Annotated in this window: 17 protein-coding genes; all 17 read left to right on the top strand. The window is 45.0% G+C overall.

All coding sequences use genetic code 11. From position 1 onward, the window contains the following. Nucleotides 1-5 precede the first annotated feature (5 nt). Nucleotides 6-1,577: a response regulator transcription factor gene (locus J2Z65_RS12250; protein WP_167058922.1), complete on the top strand. Its 1,572-nt coding sequence runs from the start codon at nt 6-8 to the stop codon at nt 1,575-1,577. A gap of 194 nt (nt 1,578-1,771) precedes the next feature. Beyond that, the gene (locus tag J2Z65_RS12255; RefSeq protein ID WP_167058919.1) at nt 1,772-2,701 is read left to right on the top strand and encodes an ABC transporter permease; all 930 of its coding nucleotides are present in this window, start codon (nt 1,772-1,774) and stop codon (nt 2,699-2,701) included. 18 nt (nt 2,702-2,719) lie between these two features. Continuing rightward, a complete protein-coding gene (locus J2Z65_RS12260; protein ID WP_167058916.1) occupies nt 2,720-3,628 on the top strand; it encodes a carbohydrate ABC transporter permease in 909 nt (302 codons plus the stop codon). Between the two features lie 75 nt (nt 3,629-3,703). Then, a complete protein-coding gene (locus tag J2Z65_RS12265) occupies nt 3,704-5,236 on the top strand; it encodes an ABC transporter substrate-binding protein (protein ID WP_167058913.1) in 1,533 nt (510 codons plus the stop codon). 127 nt (nt 5,237-5,363) lie between these two features. Beyond that, complete coding sequence (locus J2Z65_RS12270) at nt 5,364-5,786, top strand: MarR family winged helix-turn-helix transcriptional regulator (RefSeq protein WP_167058910.1); 423 nt, start codon at nt 5,364-5,366, stop codon at nt 5,784-5,786. Between the two features lie 54 nt (nt 5,787-5,840). Further along, nucleotides 5,841-6,662 (top strand): alpha/beta fold hydrolase, encoded by an 822-nt coding sequence (locus J2Z65_RS12275; RefSeq protein WP_167058907.1) that lies wholly within the window; start codon nt 5,841-5,843, stop codon nt 6,660-6,662. Nucleotides 6,663-7,166: 504 nt separating this feature from the next. Further along, on the top strand, nt 7,167-8,324 hold the full coding sequence (locus J2Z65_RS12280; RefSeq protein WP_167058904.1) for an ROK family protein: 1,158 nt from the start codon (nt 7,167-7,169) through the stop codon (nt 8,322-8,324). A 48-nt stretch (nt 8,325-8,372) separates the two neighbouring features. Then, nucleotides 8,373-9,503, top strand: coding sequence for an extracellular solute-binding protein (locus tag J2Z65_RS12285; protein ID WP_240159722.1), 1,131 nt, complete (start codon nt 8,373-8,375; stop codon nt 9,501-9,503). Between the two features lie 59 nt (nt 9,504-9,562). Next, on the top strand, nt 9,563-10,645 hold the full coding sequence (locus J2Z65_RS12290; RefSeq protein WP_167058901.1) for an ABC transporter ATP-binding protein: 1,083 nt from the start codon (nt 9,563-9,565) through the stop codon (nt 10,643-10,645). Between the two features lie 15 nt (nt 10,646-10,660). Further along, a complete protein-coding gene (locus J2Z65_RS12295; RefSeq protein WP_167058897.1) occupies nt 10,661-12,391 on the top strand; it encodes an ABC transporter permease in 1,731 nt (576 codons plus the stop codon). Between the two features lie 175 nt (nt 12,392-12,566). Continuing rightward, the gene (locus J2Z65_RS12300; RefSeq protein ID WP_240159733.1) at nt 12,567-15,065 is read left to right on the top strand and encodes an NEW3 domain-containing protein; all 2,499 of its coding nucleotides are present in this window, start codon (nt 12,567-12,569) and stop codon (nt 15,063-15,065) included. A gap of 86 nt (nt 15,066-15,151) precedes the next feature. After that, on the top strand, nt 15,152-15,901 hold the full coding sequence (locus tag J2Z65_RS12305) for a creatininase family protein (protein WP_167058890.1): 750 nt from the start codon (nt 15,152-15,154) through the stop codon (nt 15,899-15,901). Between the two features lie 21 nt (nt 15,902-15,922). Beyond that, complete coding sequence (gene argH / locus J2Z65_RS12310) at nt 15,923-17,431, top strand: argininosuccinate lyase (protein WP_167058887.1); 1,509 nt, start codon at nt 15,923-15,925, stop codon at nt 17,429-17,431. Further along, nucleotides 17,431-18,420 (top strand): N-acetylglucosamine kinase, encoded by a 990-nt coding sequence (locus J2Z65_RS12315; protein WP_167058884.1) that lies wholly within the window; start codon nt 17,431-17,433, stop codon nt 18,418-18,420. Before argH ends, J2Z65_RS12315 begins: the two co-directional genes overlap by 1 nt. An 18-nt stretch (nt 18,421-18,438) precedes the next feature. Beyond that, complete coding sequence (locus J2Z65_RS12320; RefSeq protein ID WP_167058881.1) at nt 18,439-19,203, top strand: PIG-L deacetylase family protein; 765 nt, start codon at nt 18,439-18,441, stop codon at nt 19,201-19,203. Between the two features lie 214 nt (nt 19,204-19,417). Further along, nucleotides 19,418-20,752: an LLM class flavin-dependent oxidoreductase gene (locus tag J2Z65_RS12325; protein ID WP_167058878.1), complete on the top strand. Its 1,335-nt coding sequence runs from the start codon at nt 19,418-19,420 to the stop codon at nt 20,750-20,752. Nucleotide 20,753: 1 nt separating this feature from the next. Beyond that, complete coding sequence (locus J2Z65_RS12330) at nt 20,754-21,107, top strand: GNAT family N-acetyltransferase (RefSeq protein ID WP_167058875.1); 354 nt, start codon at nt 20,754-20,756, stop codon at nt 21,105-21,107. The last annotated feature ends 8 nt before the right edge of the window (nt 21,108-21,115 follow it).

Genomic DNA, 21,115 nt, shown 5'->3' on the forward strand with positions numbered 1-21,115 from the left:
GGACTATGTATAAAGTAATGATTGTCGACGATGAACCGCTTATTCTGAAAGGCATGCATGCGATTATCGACTGGAAACGTCATGGGCTGCGAATTTTATCCCAGGCTGAAAGCGGCGAGGAAGCGATCGAACGATTTCTGGAAGATCCCGTAGATATCATCATCACGGATATTTGCATGCAGGGTATCAGTGGACTGCAGCTTATAGAAACCGTAAAATCCTTAGATTCAAACGCCAAATTTATTGTACTCAGCGGATATGACGATTTTCAATATGTGAAGGAAGGCATCCGTCTCGGAATTGAGAATTATTTGATCAAGCCGATTGATGTCAAAGAACTGGAGGCTACGCTCGAAGCTGCTGTACAGAAACTGGAGCAAGATGGACTTCGCAGAAACCGATCCGCTGAAGAGAAGCAAGTCTTACGCAATAATGTGCTGAATCGTTGGATGAGTCAGTCGATTTCGATGTCTGAACTGAAGAATCGAGCTGAAATGATCGACCTTTCACTTGATGAAAGATCCTATGCGGTTGTAATGAGTAGTCTTCTAAGGACTGAACCAGAAGGTGAAGCCTTCTCACAGGAAGTTCGCAACGAAATGATAGCAGAGCTATTCAATGAGGTGCAAGTGTTATTTGCCAAGGCCTTCTTCTCTTACACGAACATGTGGTTCATCAACCAGGAGGCCGATATTGTTATTCTATTCTCAGATGCTGGTGGCACCTTGAAACGCGATGTTCTTTATCGAGAGCTGCAAGAGCTTCATAAGGTTATTATGGAAAGGTGGCAGGTGGGCATGAGGTTCTCTATTGGGCCTACTGTCCAAAACTATGCCGATGTGCCTGAGAGTTACCGTAAGGCCCAGGAGCAGCAGATGCGCAGCTCTATTCAAGATGATGCCATGATACTAGACGGCGACAAGCCATACTCCTGGAAACCGAATATTGAACTGCTACAGGATCGTCTTGCTTTTACCTCTTTGCTCGCTAAGCGTGATCGGGAAGGGATAGGAAGATGGATCGATGACTCTTTTAACCGGATTAAGGAGCAAAAAGACATCTCGCTAGCGGATATACAGGATGTTGCGATGGACCTGCTGATCGTTATCGGCAAACAAGTCGGTATGAATCATTTCATGGAGACGTTCACTCAGCTTTTCAGATTCCGAAACTTAGAACAAATCCGTCATTTTGTCTTGAAATACGTCGATACGCGTCTGGAAGCCATTCACTTCACAGACAAGAATTTGAGTCCGATTATACGCAAAATGGTATCGGATATTCATGCGAATTATGAATCGGAGCTGTCGCTGAAAACATTGGGCAATCGTTATCATGTTCATCCGATTTATTTGGGCCAACTATTTAAAAAAGAAATGGGTATCGGCTTCACAAATTATATCAACCAATATCGGATTCAGATCGCCAAGGAGCTGCTTTTAAACTCGGATCTGAAAGCAAATGAAATTGCCAGAAAAATCGGGTATACGGATTCGAATTATTTCTATAAACTGTTTACCAAATTGGTCGAAGTATCGCCTACTCATTTCCGTAATCTTCATCAGTCAAATTTCTAAATATGCCGGCGTCCGTAAAATACGGCGTCGTTTTTTTGTTTTTACAAAAAGTTTATTTGAATCTAACGGTTCGTATTAGATTATTCCACTTTCTGAAAGTAAGATGACGTAGGATAATGAAAGCATCATCCTGAAGGGTTTTACTCAACAGCAAAAACGTAGGCTGCTTAGATAGGGAAGAGGGGAATGGACAGATGCAATCGGCATGGAAGTCGTTATTGAGGAATAGGGCTTTTTTATTGATGGTACTGCCAGGAACGATATGGCTTCTCGTCATGAAATACTTGCCCATCTACGGGAATTTGATCGCTTTTCAGCAATTCAGGTTTGATAGCAAAGGATTGTTTCACGGGATATGGCATGCGAAGTGGGTAGGATTCGACAACTTTAAATTTTTGTTCCAGACGAATGACGCTTTTATTATTACTCGTAACACAGTGCTGTACAATTTAGTTTTTATCGTACTGGGACTTGTTTTCCCGGTTACTATTGCGGTTATTGTAAATGGACTAAGAAATAAGCGTATGTCCAAGTTTTATCAAACCGGTATTATGCTTCCGCACTTTCTTTCCTGGGTCGTTGTTAGTTATTTCGCATTTACTTTTCTGAGCATGGATAAAGGGATTATCAACAATATTCTTATATCTCTTGGGTTGCAGTCTAAAATGTGGTATAACGAGCAGGCATATTGGCCTTTTATCTTGACCTTCGCGCAAGTGTGGAAAACAATTGGATATTCCAGTGTCATTTATATAGCAGCCATTGCAGGTATCGACAGAACGTATTACGAAGCAGCCGTCATCGATGGCGCGAATAAATGGCAGCAGATCATAAATGTAACGATCCCCCACTTGAAGCCGCTTATGATTGTTCTAACTATTCTTGCTGTAGGGCATATTTTCAGCTCTGATTTCGGATTGTTCTATCAAGTGCCTCGAGAATCGGGTGTTTTATTCCCTGTCACGAACGTGATCGATACCTATGTATATCGAAGCATGAAGGAAATGGGAATGTTTAGTATGAGCGCGGCCGCAGGGCTGTATCAATCCGTTGTAGGATGTATCTTGGTTTTGGCCGCCAATTACGTGGTTCGAAGAATCAGCAAAGAAGATGCTTTATTTTAATTGAAAGGGGATTCTTACATGCCAACCACGAACGTAACCAATCATGAGGCTTTTTCGCGAGGATGGAACATCTTCTGGAATATGATCATCATTTTGCTCGTTCTGACCTGTATAACCCCCCTCGTCTTTACGATCGTGATTTCGTTGACCAGTGAAAAGATGCTGGGTTTAAACGGCTATAGCTTCTGGCCACAGCAATTGAGTGTTTCCTCCTATACTTATTTGTTCAAGGATTCCGGTGAAATGTTGAATTCATTTTTCATTACATTTCTCGTGACCGTGATCGGCGTCATCTCAAGTCTGCTGTTCATTCTGCCATACGCCTATGCGATTTCTAGACCAGAATTTGCTTACCGTCATTTCTTTACCTTCCTTGCGTTCTTCACGATGCTGTTTCAGGCAGGAATTGTCCCTTTCTATATGGTCATCACACAATTACTTCACTTAAAAGATACGATTTGGGCGCTGATCCTCCCCCTTAGTGTTAACACCTTCTATATCATTGTCATGCGAACCTTCTACAAGACGACCATCTCTGAAGGGATGATTGAAGCGGCAAGGATTGATGGTGCAGGTGAATTCACGATTTTGTTAAAAACGGTGCTGCCCATTTCGCTTCCTGGTATTGCAACGATTGGATTATTCAGCGCATTAGGTTATTGGAACGACTGGTTCAACGCCATGCTGTTTATTGATAAACCGAACTTGATGACGCTTCAATATTTGCTTATTAAAATCCAGAACAACTTGCAGTATTTGCTTGATAATACAAACACGCTAAACGCGATCGCAGTTGCGGAAGAATTGCCGCAGGAATCGACCCGAATGGCCATGGTGGTCGTCGCAACGCTGCCCATTGTCTTAGCGTATCCTTTTTTTCAGCGCTTCTTTATCAAGGGTTTAACGGTAGGTTCCGTTAAAGGATAGGATGTAACGTACTGGTTGCATCACGCAGCCGTACATTAAAATAATGATTTCACACCAAAAAAGGAGGTCATTTCCATGAATTTGAGCAAACAGAAGCGGATTTGCCGAATTTTAGCTCCAATGTTGATCGTAACATCCATTCTAAGCGCTTGCGGCAATGGTGATGAAACAGCACCAAGTCCGTCTGCGGGAGGCACAGCTGAGATGACAACTGTAAAACCAGCAGATGCAAGTGCATTGAAGCCTTATGAACTGCAGCTTTATTTTGGCGGTAGTTCACCTAGGGATACAGAGCTTGTTGAGAAGGAAATCAACAAATATCTTCAGAAGAAGATTAACGCTACAGTAAAGCTTAACTTCGTCCCTTTTGGAGATATAAGCACGAAAATTCCGGTTTTGCTGGCATCCGGTCAGAAAATTGACGTACTCTTCACGGATAATGGATATTATTCTTCTCTGGCTTCCAAGGGAGCTCTGACACCTGTTAATGATCTGCTAAGCAAATATGGGCCAGACGCGCAGAAGTCAATGTACAGCAGGTTCCTTGAATTGACGAAGATTAACGGGAAAAACTATGCCATTCAGAATCCAAAGGAAATTGCTTCCCAATATGGCTGGCGTATTAATACAGATCTAGCTAAAAAACAAGGTATCGATGTTTCATCGGTTAATTCGATTATGGGCTTGGGTTCTGCTCTTAAGCAAATGAAAGAGAAAGATCCTACGATGAACGCAATAGAACCGAACTCTCGAGTAGCTTGGTATGTCCCATTCGACTATGTTCTAAATGATGCTGTCCCATTTGGTATGGTGTATGAGCCTAAGGCGACAGATGGAAAAATCGTCGATATGTGGGAAACGCCTGAATCCAAAAAGGCGCTTGCCCAAGCGCGTGAATTTTACAAGGCGGGATATGTTCGCCCGGACGTAGCAACTTATAAACGCCCGGCGGGTGAGGATCAGGCTGGAAAATGGTTAGCTGGTCTCATGATCGGAATTCCGGCGGCTGATGTGATTTGGTCGAATAATACAGGGCTGAAAGTATCGTATGCGCCAATTGAAAAACCTGTCGTTAACACTTCGTCCATCGAAGGCTCGATGCTGTCGATCCCGACAACTTCTCAGGATCCGGAGAGAGCTATGATGTTTATTAATTTGTTGCACGGGGATGTGTTCCTGCACAACTTGTTCGTTTATGGGATTGAAGGCACTCATTATACGAAAGTGGCTCGTTCCAATAATGTTATCAAATTGCTGCCGGCATTCAAAGAGGGCTGGAAACCAGCCTGGTATATGTTCGGTAACGGCTTCCAGACTTACTTGACCGAAGACGATCCGAGCGACAAATGGGATCAATTCCAGAAGTTCAATGACTCTTCCATCGTATCACCTCTCGTAGGATTTACCTTCGATCCAACGCCGGTTCAGAATGAGATCGCTGCAATTACGAACATATCCGCTGAGATTAAAGCGCCACTCACTACAGGATCCGTTGATCCGGATGAGTTTTTGCCCAAGGCGATCGCAAAATTGAAAGCTGCCGGTTCGGATAAGGTTATCGCAGAGATGCAAAAGCAATTCGATGCTTATAAAGCAACTATGAAATAATAAAATCGAAGATTTACAGCAATCATTTGAATCGTGAAAGAAAAGCACAAATAATTTGGGTGCTTTTCTTTTTTTTAATTAGTTTACATACATTGACATTGGTTTGATATCAAACTATAATGAGATTATGCAAAATAGAGATGCTATTTCATTGATTTCCAAAATTAGAGAGAAAGTTAATCGGTTTATTGTAGCAGAGATGGTGAAGTATGGGATAGAAGGTATTGGCACTTCGCATGGTGATATCATCTATGCGCTATTTAAGAAGCCCAGACTCACTATGGCGGACATTTCAAAAGGGATTAATAAGGATAAATCTACAGTCACAGCACTTGTTGACAAGTTAATCCGGCACGGATATGTAACAAAGGAAAGGGACAGAGAGGACAATAGGGTTGTTTATGTTGCTTTAACCCAACAAGGGAATGAACTGAAACCGATCTTTGAATCAATATCCAAAGAAATGTTAGACTTATTTTACTTAAACATCTCTGAAAAAGAAAAAGAAGATCTGATTAACATTTTAAAAAAGATTTATGGCAACTTTTAATTTTTTTTCAACAAATAGTTTGATGTCAAATTAAATGAGCGGGGAGGAAATCATGTGAGAGATTTTACGAAAGAATTGCCCGATCATACAGAGAAATACATTGGGGAAAACGATTTGTTTCTGGAGATATTCGAGGGGAAGAACCACCTGAAATCAACTGAAAAAAGGCCCCCATTGATTTTTATACACGGTTCCTACACAGGAAGTTGGATGTGGAGCAAATACATTCCTCACTTTATGAGTGCAGGGTGGAAATGCTATGTCATGAACTTGAGAAGTCACTACAAAAGCAGGCTGCTGGATATGACGAAGATCACTTTCGATGATTATTTGGAGGATATTAAAGAGGTTATCGCTGAGTGTGGTGTTTCTCCGATTCTTATCGGATTTAGCATGGGGGGGATCTTGAGCCAGAAGTTGGCTGAAACCGCCGAGATCGCAGGGTTGGTGTTGATCGATTCAGTCATAAGCAAAGAGGTTTATGAAGTGGTACCCTATAAAGAATTAGCCCAGATGACAACAGGTCTAATATTGCCTGCCCCAGTCCGTGAAGAGCTTTCAAGCATAGATGAAACAGCAGATGACATTGAATTTCAAAAAAAGTATCTGACAATGGAGTCATCAAAGGCATTTAGCGCTTTTTCTTTTTCAATCGAAACAAAGGGGATATCCATAGACAGCAGTTCAATTTCTTGCCCGTGCTTGGTTATCAAAGCAGTAAACTGTGATGATGACGACCGTCGGGGTAGGGTGACAGCGGAGCACCTCCATGCTGCATATACAGGGCTTTGGAACACAACTCATACCGGTGTGCTCGTAGGGCAGAGATATGTGGAAGCAGTCGATACAATTATGGACTGGTTAAAAAGATTTTGAAACCGGCTGAAGGTTGTTCGGTAATCCTATGAGAACAAGCTTATGTCATACTGGAAAGAATTTTGATGAAAACAAAAGGCTGCCGAATCGTTCGGAGGCCTCTTCCTTTTTATTTACAATATAATGGTGGCACCAAGGCTAAGGCTGCATATGTCATTAGTCCAATGGGCTTATGAAGCCTGTATAACTTGAATTGTACCATTTGCCTATTTGTCTTTTATGTCGAATGTGAAACGACAAAAACCGATCAATCAGAACGAGAAGGGCCTAATATCTACATGAACAAACTACGTGTTCGGGTAGAACCGTGGCCATCTGAGAGATTTCGATAGTTAACATGATATAGGTTATACAGACTATAACTTTGGGGTCTCGTGAAAGAGAAACAGTCGAAAAGTGAAGGAAAATATATCCAGAAAATTTGTTGACAAATATTCCCTTCGGTCTTAGAATTTGTATCAAGACACTTTGTTAGTCATCTTTACTATCAAAGGGGGTGAAAAAGTGCTTGGACGCGGTCAAACTGGAAATACCAAGCTAGTTAAACAAATGAATCGACATCTGCTTATAAGTCGGCTCAGAGAATACAAGCGAGTTTCCCGGGCGGATCTGGCTAAACTTACTGAATTAAGTCGTCCGTGCGTTTCCTCTCTAGTGGATGAAATGATTCGAGAAGGCCTCATCAACGAGGTCGGCATCGGTGAATCCAAAGGAGGAAGAAAACCGATTTTACTTGAGTACAATTTTAGAGCTAAAGGTGTGATTGGCGCTGTATTTGAGGGTAGCACCCTCCATATGTCCATAGCGGATCTTAGCGGTGAACTGCTCTTCAATTATGGGACCCGTTTATCTCAGCCGACCAACGGGGAGACGGCGATCCGGGCGCTGGAAGTAGGTGTGGATGCCCTTCTGAAGCAAAGCGGATTTGATAAAGACCGTCTTCTAGGGATTGGGATCGGACTTCCGGGAATCACGCAACGCACGGACGGAACGATTAGTTATGCGCCAAGCACAGGTTGGATGGGGCTGCCTGTTCAGCAAGAAATGGAAGAAAGATTGAACATTCCGGTATTTATCGATAATGATGTTAATTTAATGACGATTGGTGAGTTTCATCAGGGGATTGGCTTTGGTGTTCGTAATCAAGTTCATATGTATGTAGGTACAGGAATCGGTGCAGGAATTATTATTGACGGTCAATTTTATCGAGGCTTTCGTGAAGCTGCTGGCGAGATCGGCTATATGATGATTGGGCCTGTCGGACGAACCCGACGCGGTGAATATGGCGTATTCGAAAGAAATTATTCGGTTTCTGGCATCATCGAAAAAGCAAGGCTGATTCTGACAGGCTGGAACGAAGATACGAGTGTAATCACCGAACTTATGAGGCAATCGGAGGCCGGAAATCGTAAAGCGGAGCAGTTTTTGGAAGACATTTACGTTCACTGGGCACATGGCATGGTCAATATGATTAGTGTGCTGGATCCAGAGCTATTAATCATTAACGGAGAAATGGTCAACATCGGCGAACAGGGGATAAAGAAGTTAAATGGGCTTCTAGCTGAATGGGTTCCCTTCGTGCCACCTGTCAAAGTTGCAGCTTTAGGTATTAAAGCAGGAATTATTGGAGCAATTCAAATTGTCTTGGAAGCCCTTTCATAAACATACATAACGGATCACCAAAAATAATTTAGTGGAGGAATTTAAACAATGAGAATGATAAAGGGGAACGTATCGAAATGGGTTACCGGCATGCTTCTTTGCACCGTTATGACAGCGGTTACAGCGTGTGGGAGCGCGACTCCTAGCGGTGGGCAAGCAGCCAAACAGACAGATAAACCGGCAGAATCAGTTAAACCTGCAGAAGCTCCGAAGTCCACAGAAAAGCAAAAGCTCGTTATTTACACGGCTAGAGATAAAAACGTTGTGGATGAGATAATTCCAAAGTTTAAAGAGAAAAATCCAAATGTTGATGTTGAAGTGCTTACCATGGGCGCTCAGCAAATCATGGAACGTGTCCGTGGAGAGAAGGCTAATCCGCAAGCGGATTTCTGGTGGGGTGGAACCCAGTCCTCACTCATGACAGCGGCAGATGAAGGACTCCTCGAAAGCTTCAAACCTAGCTTCGGCGACAGCATACCAGCGCTCTATAAGGATGCGAAGGACCGCTGGTACGGCGAAATGCTGCTTCCTGAAGTTATTATGTATAACTCTAAAGCGCTGAAAAAGGAAGATGCTCCTCAGGATTGGGATGACCTGCTTGATGCTAAATACAAAGGAAAGATCATCATTCGCGGTGTTCTCGCTTCCGGTACGATGAGAACAATTTACTCAGCAATGGTGTTTAAAGAAGGTGGAGCTACAGATCCGAAGAAAGGCTATGACTGGCTGAAAAAGCTGGATGCGAATACGAAAGAATATGCACAGGATCCTACAAACTTATATTTGAAGCTGGCGCGTGAAGAAGGAACTCTGTCTCTTTGGAACATGCAGGATATCATGATTCAGAAGGAATTGCAGAAACAGCCATTTGACTTTATTTATCCGAAAAGCGGTGCGCCGATTCTGGTAGACGGTGTAGGTATTGTTAAAGGTGCAAAAAACATGGACGCAGCCAAGAAGTTTTATGAATTCCTATTTGACTCCAAGTTGCGAGTGGAATTAGCCGAGAAACTATTCCAAATTCCTACCAGAACGGATATCAGCAAAGATACGCTTCCAGCTTGGTTGAAGGGTGTTGAATTGAAGCCTATGCAGTTGGATTGGACAGTTATGGCTAACAAGGAAAAAGACTGGATGCAGTACTGGGACGAAAACATCAGAGGTAAAGGCGGCAAATAAATCAGATTTGATGGCGGAGGATACCCTCCGCCACGATTACAACAAGGGAGGTAGCCCGCTTGATTGATGTGGCTTTGGAACAGGTAAGCAAAGAGTTCGGCAAAGTGAAAGGTGTCCAAAATGTAGATATCAGAATTAAACCAGGAGAATTTTTCACTTTTCTTGGTCCGAGCGGATGCGGGAAAACAACGACGCTTCGGATGATCGCCGGATTCTATTATCCGAGCGCCGGACGCATTGTCTTCGGGCATGAAGATGTTACGATCCTGCCTCCGAATAAACGTAATACAGGGATGGTATTTCAAAACTATGCGCTTTTTCCGCATTTGACCGTATTTGAAAATGTAGCGTTCGGCCTGGAGGTTAGAAAAAAGTCTAAAGCGGAAATCACCGAGAAGGTAGAGCGAGCATTAGGACAGGTACATCTGGGTGATTTCGGACATAGACGAATTGACCAATTGTCAGGCGGACAGCAGCAGCGTGTTGCTCTAGCAAGAGCCCTCGTGATTGAACCCAAAATATTACTATTGGATGAACCCTTGTCCAACCTAGACGCTAAGCTTAGAGAAGAAACACGTTTAGAGATCAAGCGTCTGCAGATTGAGCTTGGAATAACTACGATCTACGTGACTCATGATCAAGCGGAAGCGATGTCGATGTCAGACCGCATTATGGTCATGCACGGCGGTGTCGTCCAGCAAATCGGGACACCCGAGGAAGTATATCACCGCCCGGTTAATCGGTTCGTAGCTTCGTTCATCGGTGAGTCGAATTTGTGGGAAGGCGTTATTGAAGAGATCCGTGGGGAGGAAGTCAAAATCCGAGTGGCCCCTAGCCTCGTGCTAACGGCTTTAGCCCGTAATTGTTCACCGAACACAACATTGACAGTTGGGACAAAAATGACTGTTTCTATACGTCCTGAGTCAGTTCGTGAAGCACTGCCGGAGGAGCAGCTTCGAACGAATGCGGTGGTCGGTAAGGTGATGATTTCAGAATTTACGGGCATCAGCGTCAATTATTTGCTTCAGGTGCAGGCGCTTTCGCTGAAAGCCATGTTTGTCAATCACAAAACACAGGTCCAGCAGCGTGGGGACGAGTTGTATATATATATTCCCAAAGAAAGCGTATACCTGCTGGGGTAGACGAGGGATCCGATAATGAAATCTGAAATGCAATCCTATACACAGCCTGTCACTCGTAAACGTTCGATCGTACATTCACCTAATTTCGTTTATGTACTAGTAGCACCGCTGTTTCTTGTATTACTGGCTTACGTGCTATTTCCCTTATGTCAGACCTTTCTACAAAGTGCCGTAGTGGATGGGCAGTTTTCGATGAAAAGCTACGCCAAGTTCTTTAGCTTGGAGCATACTGCAAACCTGGAAGCCCTATGGACCAGCATTTATTTATCGGTTCTTAGTGTGATAACGTGCGCACTCGTCGGTATCACCATGGCTTTCTTGCTTGAGCGCTATGAATTCCCAGGGCGGAAAATATTAGCCGTACTCGTTATGGTTCCAATGGCTTTGCCCCCGTTAATCGGTGTGCTGTCCTTTACGTTTTTATATAGCGAGAGCGGGATCATTCCCCGAGCCCTGAAACTTCTGCTTCACTTGGATCACGTCCCTTTTTCGCTTAAAGGGGTGTGGGGAGTGCTCGTTGTCCATACGTTTACCATGTATACGTATTTCTACATGACCGCTTCGTCCGCTATCAGAGGCTTGGATCCATCCCTGGAGGAAGCGGCATCCAGTCTTGGAGCCGGAAGATTATATATTTGGCGGCGAGTTATTATTCCGATGCTGACACCGGCCATTATCGCTTCATCTCTATTGGTTTTCATGGTTTCGATGGCCTCTTATACGGCACCTCTCATCTTTGGAATAGAACGGACTATGACGATGCAGATTTACTTGTCGCGTACAAATGGCAATCTGGATATGGCTGCGACGCAATCGACAATTTTATCGTTCGTCTCCATTTTGTTTTTGATTTTAATGCGTTGGTACCAAAGTCTTCGTAATTATCAAAATATGAGTAAAGGTGTCTCTGTGCACAGGACCGAGGTGAAAACGGTGTGGGGCCGATATTTGGCGATGCTGCTATCTTTCCTCGGTGTCATTGTCCTGCTTCTGCCGATTTTCGTGATCATTCTTATCTCTTTTTCCGCAGATGGGAAATGGACTACGCAAATTTTACCCCCGGAATACACCTTTAAGCACTATGTGGAGCTTTTTACTGATAGCAAAACGTGGCGTCCGGTGGTTAACAGTTTCAAAATGAGCTCCATTGCCACATTAGGCAATGTCATATTTGGCGTAGCGGCTGCTTACGCGATGGTTCGTTTGAAATTCAAAGGAAAATCGTTAATGGACATTTTTATTATGCTTCCCTGGGCGCTGCCAGGTACAGTTGTAGGTATTAATCTGATAGCTGCATTCAGTACGCCGTCAATATTCAGCTTTAACCAAGTATTGGTAGGAACCTTCTGGATTTTGCCTATCGCCTATTTTGTTCGCCATTTACCTCTGGTTTTCCGCTCGACGTCCGCTACCTTGATACAAATGGACGCCTCCACGGAAGAGGCAGCACGAAATTTGGGTGCTACCTGGTGGTACAGCTTCCGGCGCGTGGTTTTCCCGATGGCGCTTAGCGGCATACTAGCCGGGACACTGCTTGCGTTCGTGGATGGCATTGGCGAATTCGTAGCTTCAATTTTGCTTTTTAAAACAAGCACCGTTCCCATCTCGGTAGAAATATTTCAGAGAATGTACTCTTTCGAATTCGGCACAGCTTGTGCATATGGCGTTTTGCAGATCGTCCTGATTATCATTGTTCTCTTTATTTCGCGTAAGATTACAGGGGATAAAGCAGGTAGCGCATTCTGACGATCACTGATGATCTTTAAGCAGATTCGGTCATATCGTGGGAACACCTAGGAGTTCATAACCACGTCATGATATACAGCGGGAAATTGGCCATTTCTTGCCGTGTGAGATAGGAATGATCAAAGGAGGAGTTCAATTGAGTGGTAAGTCGAAATCAAGCCCCAAATTAGTATCGATGATGACGAGCGTTGCGATCGCAGGAAGTATGCTCTTACCTGCAATGGCAAGTCCTGCTTATGCAGAACGAGGCGTAGTAGATCTATGGAAATCGATCAAGCCGTTAGCGACGATTGCAAGTGCCATGAATACCGGTGCCCATCCAGATGACGAGCACAGTGCTGTGCTTGCTTATCTTTCTCTTGGCAAAGGCGTCAATACTTTCAGTGTTATTGCAAACCGTGGCGAGGGCGGGCAAAATGAAATCGGAAGCGAGCTGGGGAATCCCCTGGGAATCATCAGAACGCGCGAACTGCAAGAAGCCTCTAAAATCACTAACGTAACACTAGGTATGCTTAGCGAAGAAATCAATGATCCGATTTTTGACTTTGGATTTTCTAAAAGTGTAGAAGAAACACTTCAGCATTGGGGAGAGTCCGTTGCGTACGAACGGTTGATACGTAAGATTCGTGAGGATCGTCCGGATGTAATCATTCCATCATTCCTTAATGAAGATTCAACGCATGGCCATCATAGAACGATTAACGTTCTTACTGTTCGGGCTTACAAGGATGCCGCTGACCCGAAAGTATTCCCTGAGCAGCTAAAGAAAGGTCTGCAGCCTTGGCAGGTTAAGAAGTTATATTTGCCAGCAGACGCCAAAAAATATAACGTCATGGTTCCAGTAGGCGATTATGACAACATCTATGGCGCCTCTTATGTGCAGTTGGGTGAGGAATCGCGCTTTATGCATAAGAGTCAAGGTATGGGTAGAGTCGTAGATGAAGGTCCCTCCGGTAATTACTATACGCTTGAATCGAGTACAGTAAAAACGAATGATAAGGAAGCAAGTTTCTTTGATGGCATTGCATTTACTTTTGCCGACCTGGCTAAAGAGGTTGAAACCAAAGGCAAAGATAATAAAGTAACGAAGGACTTACAGCAGCTGCAAAAAGACAGTGAAGAGGTTATTCAGGCGTATCCAAACTTCACGGAAGTTGCTCGGGAAGTTCACGAAATGAAAAAGGATGTCCAAAACGCCTTGGCAGATGTGAAGTCTTCTAGTCTTGATCAAGCCGTGAAGGATGATTTGTTCTATCGTTTGAACGTGAAAGACGCGCAATTGAACAAAGCTAGTATGGAAGCCACTTCGCTGGTTGTTAAAGTAAAACCAGACACGGGTGAGCTAGTAGCCGGGCAAACGACCAAAGTCGTAGTTTCTGCCTTCAACGGTGGCAATGTAAACCTTAAAAACATTCAGCTAAACTTGAATGTTCCACAAGGGTGGGAAACAAAGGCTGCAGGGCCGGTTACCTTCGATTCTATTGGCAAAAACCAAACAGTTTCCGTTACGTACAATGTGACCGTACCTAAGGATGCTGCGGAGTTCAAGCCTTATGCGGCACCGAACCTAACGGCTGATGTTACATACAAGGCGTTTGATACATCAAGTACGGTTAGAGCAGTTCCGCAAAATGCGGTTGCAGTTCTTCCAGCGTATGCGATGTCTCTTAGCCCTAGTGCAACTGTATTTAATACATTGAAATCGGATGAGGCGATCCCGGTTAAGGTTACAGTACGTAATTATACGCCAGGCGCCTCCAAGGCATCTATTTCTTTGAATTTGCCGGAGGGCTGGACGGCCGAGCCGTCTGTAGAAGAGATAAGTTTCGCTTCTAAAGGCGAAACCAAATCCGTATCCTTCACGGTCAAAGGCTCCTCCAAGGTGGCCACAGGTAAGTACTCGATTACGGCGGTAGCTAAGAATGAAGATGTTCAAAGCAATGAAGGCGTTCAAGTGATTTCCTATCCGCATATCGGTACAACGTATTTGGTTCAACCTGCCGAACTAAAAATTCAAGCGTTCGATTTGGCTGTTCCGCAAAACTTGAAAGTTGGATACGTGTCAAGCGGTTTTGACAACATTGATGAATATTTGCGTCAAGTAGGTGTTAATGTTGTGAAGCTGGATGATAAGGCAATCCAATTCGGCGATCTCTCTCAATACGACACGATTGTTCTTGGCATTCGTGCGTATGCTTTCCGTCCGGAGCTGATTCCGAGTAATCAACGTCTGTTAGATTATGTGAAGAACGGCGGGAACCTCGTGGTTCAATATCACAAGCCTGAAGATAAATGGAAGCCTGAGCTTGCGCCATATCCGATTAAGATTGGTGAGCCGCTTATTAAATGGCGGGTAACCGATGAGAATTCAAAGGTTACGATGCTGGCCCCGGATCATCCGATCTTCAATTACCCAAATAAGATTACAAACGCAGATTGGGATTCGTGGATTCAGGACCGTTCCGCTTATAATCCTGCAGAATGGGGCAATGAGTACACGGAGCTGATTTCTAACGGAGATCCTGGTGAACAAGAATTCACAGGTACTTTCTTATCAGCTCCTTACGGAAAAGGTGTTTACACATACAGCTCGCTGGTTTGGTATCGTGAAATTCCAAATCTAGTTCCAGGCGCAATTCGTATGTTCGTTAATATGATTAGTCAAAAACAGTAATATAGCAGTTAGCTAACCAAGTACATATGGAGGGCACGATCAGTGTTCTCCATATGTATCATGAATTCGGAGGTTGTTCAGGGGATATGAATGTAATGAATGTTCATGGGCGAGAGGTAGATGAAGTTAAGAATACAGCGCAATTTGCTGTGGTTCCATTGGGTTCTTTAGAATATCATGGACCACATTCACCGTTGGGTACGGATGTTATCTTGGCTGAGGGCTTTGCACAAAAGGTGGATTTTGCTCTTAAGCCCTTAATCTATCCTGTAATATCGTATACGTCTTGTCCAGGCAAAACCAAAGATTATCCTGGTACGGTTTCGGTCCGCCCATCTGTCTTCATTGATTACTTATCAGACGTCGTAGACGGAATTTGTCAGTTGGGTATTCGAAATATTGTCTTACTCAATGCTCACGATGGCAATATGGGTCCTTCCCGGACTGTAGCCGAATCCATCACCGGTAAATATAAAGACGCGAGCTTCTTGTTAATCAACTGGTGGCAAATGGTTGCGACTGATTTTTCTGAGCAAATGGGGTTATTTCACGGGACTGCGGGCAGAGGCCATGGGGGTCCATACGAAATGTCTGCCGTTAAGGCTTTTCGACCGGACCTGGTTTCCGTACAGGATTCAGATTTGGAATTAGATTCATGTCCGCCTTTAACTTTAATGCCCTATGTTTTAGTGGAGGGTACCCCTCAAGGATGGGATGGATACACAGGTAAAATTAGGCAAACTTCCTATGAAGCCGGAGAGGCGATCGTGGAAGAAGCTGTCCGGAATATGAATCAACTAATCGTGAATTGGCTTGAGATGAGATCAAAAAAATGATTGGAAAGGATGAATTGCAATATGGGATATCGTGAACAACTGCTGCAATCGGAAGGATCATCTTTCCCGGGTAAAACGTATACGGAGGTTGTTTTGGAGCCAGCATTTAATGAAGCAAAAGAAAATCTGCTAGGCCCTATGATGGCAATCAATAAAGCACATTTGATCATGCTGCGTGAGCAAAACCTGATCACAGAAGAAGAATCCAGACAAATAGCTAAAGCCATTCAAAGACTTGATGTGGAGGCTCTGCGCCACAGCACCTATACCGGAGAGTTCGAAGATTTATTCTTTCAGGTCGAGCATCAGCTGCTGGATCATGCTGGGGATATAGCTGGCAATTTGCATCTTGCGAGAAGCCGCAATGATATGGGAATTGCGATCTATCGAATGGTGCTCAGAGAGAAGTTAGCGGTGACACTGTCATCTGCACTTTTCTTGAAGGACCATTTACTGGACTTTGCAGAGGAACACTTGGGCACGGTGATGATTGGCTATACACATACGCAGCAGGCTCAGCCAACGACTCTCGCTCACTACATGACGGCTGTTATCGATTCTTTAAATCGTGATATTCGACGCATGAAGGCGGCTTATGCCAATTGTAACCGAAGCAGTATGGGAGCAGCGGCATTGACGACCTCAGGATTTGCTATCAGCCGGGAACGTATGATGAACCTGCTTGCTTTTGACGAACTTATCGAAAATTCATATGACGCGATAGGCGGCGCTGATTACTTAGGAGAAATCGCGACAGCCATTCAGCTGGCGGCAATTAATTTAGGGCGGGTTGTGCAGGATCTTCTCTTGTGGTGTACTCAAGAGTTTGCGGTGCTTAAGGTAGGAGCTCCTTACGTACAGATCAGCTCCATCATGCCACAGAAACGCAACCCCGTCTCACTGGAACATATGCGGGCGTTATTGTCGAGCTGTGTCGGTAATACGAATACGATTCTTTCCATGATTCATAACACGCCCTTCGGAGATATTGTAGATACCGAGGATGATATGCAGCCGTATGCTTGGAAAAGTTTAGAAATCATGGATAAGTTATATAGATTGTTAGCTGCCGTAATAGGCACGATGGAGGTCAACAAGGAAGTGCTTCGCCAGAGGACGGAGGGAAGCTTCGCAACAGTCACCGAGCTGGCGGATACGTTAGTAAGATCGGATGCGCTGTCATTCAGAAAAGCCCATCATATTGTCAGCGATGTGGTAAAAAAGGCGCTTGCTAATGGTTTAAACGCGAATCAAATCACGCTTCAATTAGTGAATGATGCTGCAAGACAAATCATTGGCCGGGATGTGTCCCTGGATGAGGAAGACTTGCGCAGAGCGATGGATCCCGTTCATTTTGTGGACATCCGTACGTTGCCGGGAGGCCCAAATCCTAAAGAAATGAAGAGAGTCATCGATGACCGCAGGCTCCAGTACTCGTCACATACACAATGGCTGCAAGAGGCCCGGGAGAAGAGCCGATGTGCCATTCAGCATCTGGATGAAGTCATTCTTCAATGGAGTGAAGCCTAATGAGGAAAATAAGAATTCCACTACTTGCTTTTGATGGAGGAGGTACCAAAAGCCTTGTCGTACTCACGGATAGGGAAGGAAATGTACTAGGACAAGGAAAAGCAGGCCCATGTAATTATCAAGGGGTTGGCAAGAAGAGGGCGGTGCGGGAAATCGCTCATGGTATTCGCGAGGCGATACTGGATCTTGGTGTTACCGAGGATCTCGCAAACCTACCTTCAATCGAGATCGACTGCGCTGTTTTTGGAATCGCCGGCTTGGATACGGAATATGACAGGAAAGTGATTATGGAAATGGTGAAGGATACCCTCTGTCTTCTGACTATCCAAGTAGGGCACTTAGTGGTCCATAATGATGGATTAGCCGCATTATTAGGTGCAACCGAAGGCCAGCCCGGTGTACTCGTCATTGCAGGAACAGGGTCGATCGTATTTGGCATCAACGAGTTCGGTCAAACGGGTAGGACTGGCGGATGGGGGCATCGGGTAGGGGACGAAGGAAGCGGCTATTGGATCGGCAAGCAGGCCGTGACAGCGATTCTTCGGACGAATGATGGTCGGGGCGATGCAACTAGACTACATGAATGGGTGCTGCCGCATATGGGCTTTACCCATGTGGAAGAGCTGTTCAATTGGGTCTATAGTTCGGATTACTCCGTGGATAAATTAGGAGAATTATCTCAGTTGGTTAGTTTAGCGGCGATAGCCGGAGATCAAGAAGCTAAACGTATTTTATCCGCAGCCAGTGAGGAATTGTTTGTGAGTGTACGTGCTATCATTCAGCAATTAATGCTAACGGATAAACCGTTTAAGCTGATCCTGCAGGGCGGCGTGCTGCAAAATATTAGCCTCGTTCGGAAACAGCTGATTTCGAAAATCGAGGAATATGCACCCCAAGCTCAAATCATTGAAATGCAGGGGGAACCGATAAACAGCGTTACTTCGATGGGGCTAGTTTATTTAAAGGCCTCGATCAGCGAATTGAATTGAAGGAAGGAGTTGAATGATATGAGTAAGAGATTATTATTCGTGTTTGCTCATCCTGATGACGAATCCTTCGCAGCCGGAGGTACCATGGCTAAAGCCCATAAACAGGGGCACGAGGTGTTTTTAATATGCGTCACTTCGGGCTGTAAAGGGAAGTCCGGTGAATTTCAATTTAGCTCACGAGAACAGTTAGCCTTGCACCGCGAAGAAGAATTACGGAAGGCATGCTCCATACTTGGTGTTACCGATTTAATTTTATATAGATATCCAGACGGGACCCTTAAGGATCAAGATCCGGTTATACTGGCCGAGCGGATTAGTCAAACGATTATTGCTTTAAAGCCAGATGTCATCCTATCTTTTCCGCTGGATGGTGTTACCGGACACCCGGATCATATTGCCGTTTCCCATGCTGCACAAAAGGCCGTAATTTTATCGGAGGCATATTATTCTCCAGCTCGGCTGCCTAAATTTTATTATATATCCGTTCCTCACTATTATGATCATTGTCAGGACGCTGGGCCCGAGGATGCATGCATCATTACAGGAAAAGTGGATATCAGTGAATTTAGATTATTGAAGGGACAGGCACTGCAATCCTATAAGAGCCAAGTCTACTCCGTAAACCGGGCCTACCCGGGTGTGATGCAGAACGATTTTACGGTCATAGGGCGTTATGAATACTACACCTTAATTCGTGCTGACGGTAAGCAGGTCGATCTGGTGGCGGAAAAGTTCTCAAACGAATTACCAATCATCGAGTTAGTTGATAAATCTAGCCTATAGGCTTAAAAAAACATCTGCCATATGGCGGTGTTTTTTTATTTATTTTGAGATTGAAGCCGCTGTGTGACCGAAATCTCTTCTCCGATAGAACTTTTAAATAGATGAATAGAAGAATGCGATATACACTGTGACGGACTGTTGATATATAGTAATCCTATGGAATTAAATCCGATTATACACATCGGTATTAACGGTTAAAAGGGGAGTGACTTCTATGTCCAAGAAACAACTAAAGCTGGGAGCTAATTTGAATGGAGTCGGAAACAGCATATCCTTCTGGCGGCATCCCGAAGTGCCAACCAATGCGAGCGTAAATTTAGCGTTCTATAAAGAGCAGGCTCGTAAAGCCGAGCAGGGGAAATTCGATCTCTTGTTTATCGCCGATGGTTTGTTTATTAATGAAAAGTCGAACCCGCATTTTCTGAACCGTTTTGAGCCACTGACACTGCTGTCAGCCTTAAGCGAAGCGACTAGCCGAATCGGACTGGTTGCAACCTTATCTACATCTTACAGCGAGCCGTTCACAGTGGCCAGACAGTTTGCTTCCATCGATCATCTTAGCGGAGGAAGGGCGGGCTGGAACGTAGTCACCTCACCGTTGGAAGGCTCGGCACTTAACTTCGGCAAAGGCGAGCATCCGCATCATTCGTTGCGTTATGAGATTGCTGAGGAGCATCTTGAGGTTGTGAAAGGGCTATGGGACTCGTGGGAAGACGACGCGTTTGTCCGAGACAAAACTAACGGTGTATTCTTCGATCCCGCCAAGCTTCACACACTGCACCATAAGGGCAAACACTTTGCGGTTCAGGGGCCGTTGAATGTCGCGCGTTCCAAGCAAGGGTACCCGGTCGTGTTCCAAGCGGGCTCCTCAGATTCCGGCAAAGATCTTGCAGCCAAGTCGGCGGACGCGGTGTACACGGGACACGAGACGTTCGAGCAAGCACGAGCTTTCTACCAGGATGTAAAAGGCAGAGCGGCCGCTTACGGTCGTCAGCCGGATGAGATTCTGATTTTCCCGGGTATCGGGCCGATTGTCGGCAGAACCGAGGCGGAAGCGGAGAGTAAATATCAGGAAATTGCTGAACTTGTCACAATCGAACAGGCACTGAATTATTTGGGGCGTTATTTTGAGCATTATGATTTCTCACAGCATGTTTTGGATGATCCGTTTCCGGAACTCGGCGACTTCGGCAGCAACAGCTTCCGCAGCACGACCGACCGCATTAAGCAGGAAGCTAAAGAACAGGGACTCACACTTCGCCAGGTTGCACTGCGGGCATCCACGCCGAGAAGCAATTTCATCGGGACGCCGGAGAAGGTGGCTGATCTCATCCAGCAGTGGTTCGAAGGCGGCGCTGCAGATGGTTTCAACATTAGAACAGTGGTGCCGAACGGGCTTGCGGATTTCGTCGATTTGGTTGTGCCTGTGCTGCAGGAGCGCGGGATTTTCCGTAAAGAGTATGAAAGTAATACGCTGCGAGGGAATTTGGGGTTAGACGTTCCAGCGAACCGTTACATTCGGCAGTCTGAGGCGGTGAGGGGGAAATAGGATGTCAACTGCCATCGATGTGCTCATAAGGGATGCCAAGTGGGACGAATGGGAGAAGGCAGTCGAAGGGTTGTATGAGAAGCTGAGCGAGACCATCCCGTATCCGGAAATCCGCCTCCTCGGCGTACATCCTGCAGCAAGAAGCAAAGGCGTCGCTACCTTGCTGATAGAAGAATGTGCCCGGCGCGCCAAGCAAGATGGATTTACCTATCTTGGCTTACACACGTCGAACCGTATGCCTGACGCTGTGCGGCTCTATCTTAGGCTGGGATTCGAACATGAGCCCCGGTACGATTTCTTTGCAGCTGACAACACAACGGTGGTTGAAGCCTACCGCTTGGCACTGCAGACCTGACATGAAAA

The sequence above is a fragment of the Paenibacillus aceris genome, from assembly GCF_017874035.1.
Classification (GTDB): Bacteria; Bacillota; Bacilli; order Paenibacillales; family NBRC-103111; genus Paenibacillus_E; species Paenibacillus_E aceris.

What these genes read in the sequence shown, in the direction of transcription:
- J2Z65_RS12265 (WP_167058913.1), top strand. Translation starts at nt 3,704, where the DNA reads ATGAATTTGAGCAAACAGAAGCGGATTTGCCGAATTTTAGCTCCAATG.
- J2Z65_RS12300 (WP_240159733.1), top strand. Translation starts at nt 12,567, where the DNA reads ATGATGACGAGCGTTGCGATCGCAGGAAGTATGCTCTTACCTGCAATG.
- J2Z65_RS12325 (WP_167058878.1), top strand. Translation starts at nt 19,418, where the DNA reads ATGTCCAAGAAACAACTAAAGCTGGGAGCTAATTTGAATGGAGTCGGA.
- J2Z65_RS12315 (WP_167058884.1), top strand. Translation starts at nt 17,431, where the DNA reads ATGAGGAAAATAAGAATTCCACTACTTGCTTTTGATGGAGGAGGTACC.
- argH (WP_167058887.1), top strand. Translation starts at nt 15,923, where the DNA reads ATGGGATATCGTGAACAACTGCTGCAATCGGAAGGATCATCTTTCCCG.
- J2Z65_RS12285 (WP_240159722.1), top strand. Translation starts at nt 8,373, where the DNA reads ATGAGAATGATAAAGGGGAACGTATCGAAATGGGTTACCGGCATGCTT.
- J2Z65_RS12295 (WP_167058897.1), top strand. Translation starts at nt 10,661, where the DNA reads ATGAAATCTGAAATGCAATCCTATACACAGCCTGTCACTCGTAAACGT.
- J2Z65_RS12260 (WP_167058916.1), top strand. Translation starts at nt 2,720, where the DNA reads ATGCCAACCACGAACGTAACCAATCATGAGGCTTTTTCGCGAGGATGG.
- J2Z65_RS12255 (WP_167058919.1), top strand. Translation starts at nt 1,772, where the DNA reads ATGCAATCGGCATGGAAGTCGTTATTGAGGAATAGGGCTTTTTTATTG.
- J2Z65_RS12320 (WP_167058881.1), top strand. Translation starts at nt 18,439, where the DNA reads ATGAGTAAGAGATTATTATTCGTGTTTGCTCATCCTGATGACGAATCC.
- J2Z65_RS12270 (WP_167058910.1), top strand. Translation starts at nt 5,364, where the DNA reads ATGCAAAATAGAGATGCTATTTCATTGATTTCCAAAATTAGAGAGAAA.
- J2Z65_RS12250 (WP_167058922.1), top strand. Translation starts at nt 6, where the DNA reads ATGTATAAAGTAATGATTGTCGACGATGAACCGCTTATTCTGAAAGGC.
- J2Z65_RS12330 (WP_167058875.1), top strand. Translation starts at nt 20,754, where the DNA reads ATGTCAACTGCCATCGATGTGCTCATAAGGGATGCCAAGTGGGACGAA.
- J2Z65_RS12305 (WP_167058890.1), top strand. Translation starts at nt 15,152, where the DNA reads ATGAATGTAATGAATGTTCATGGGCGAGAGGTAGATGAAGTTAAGAAT.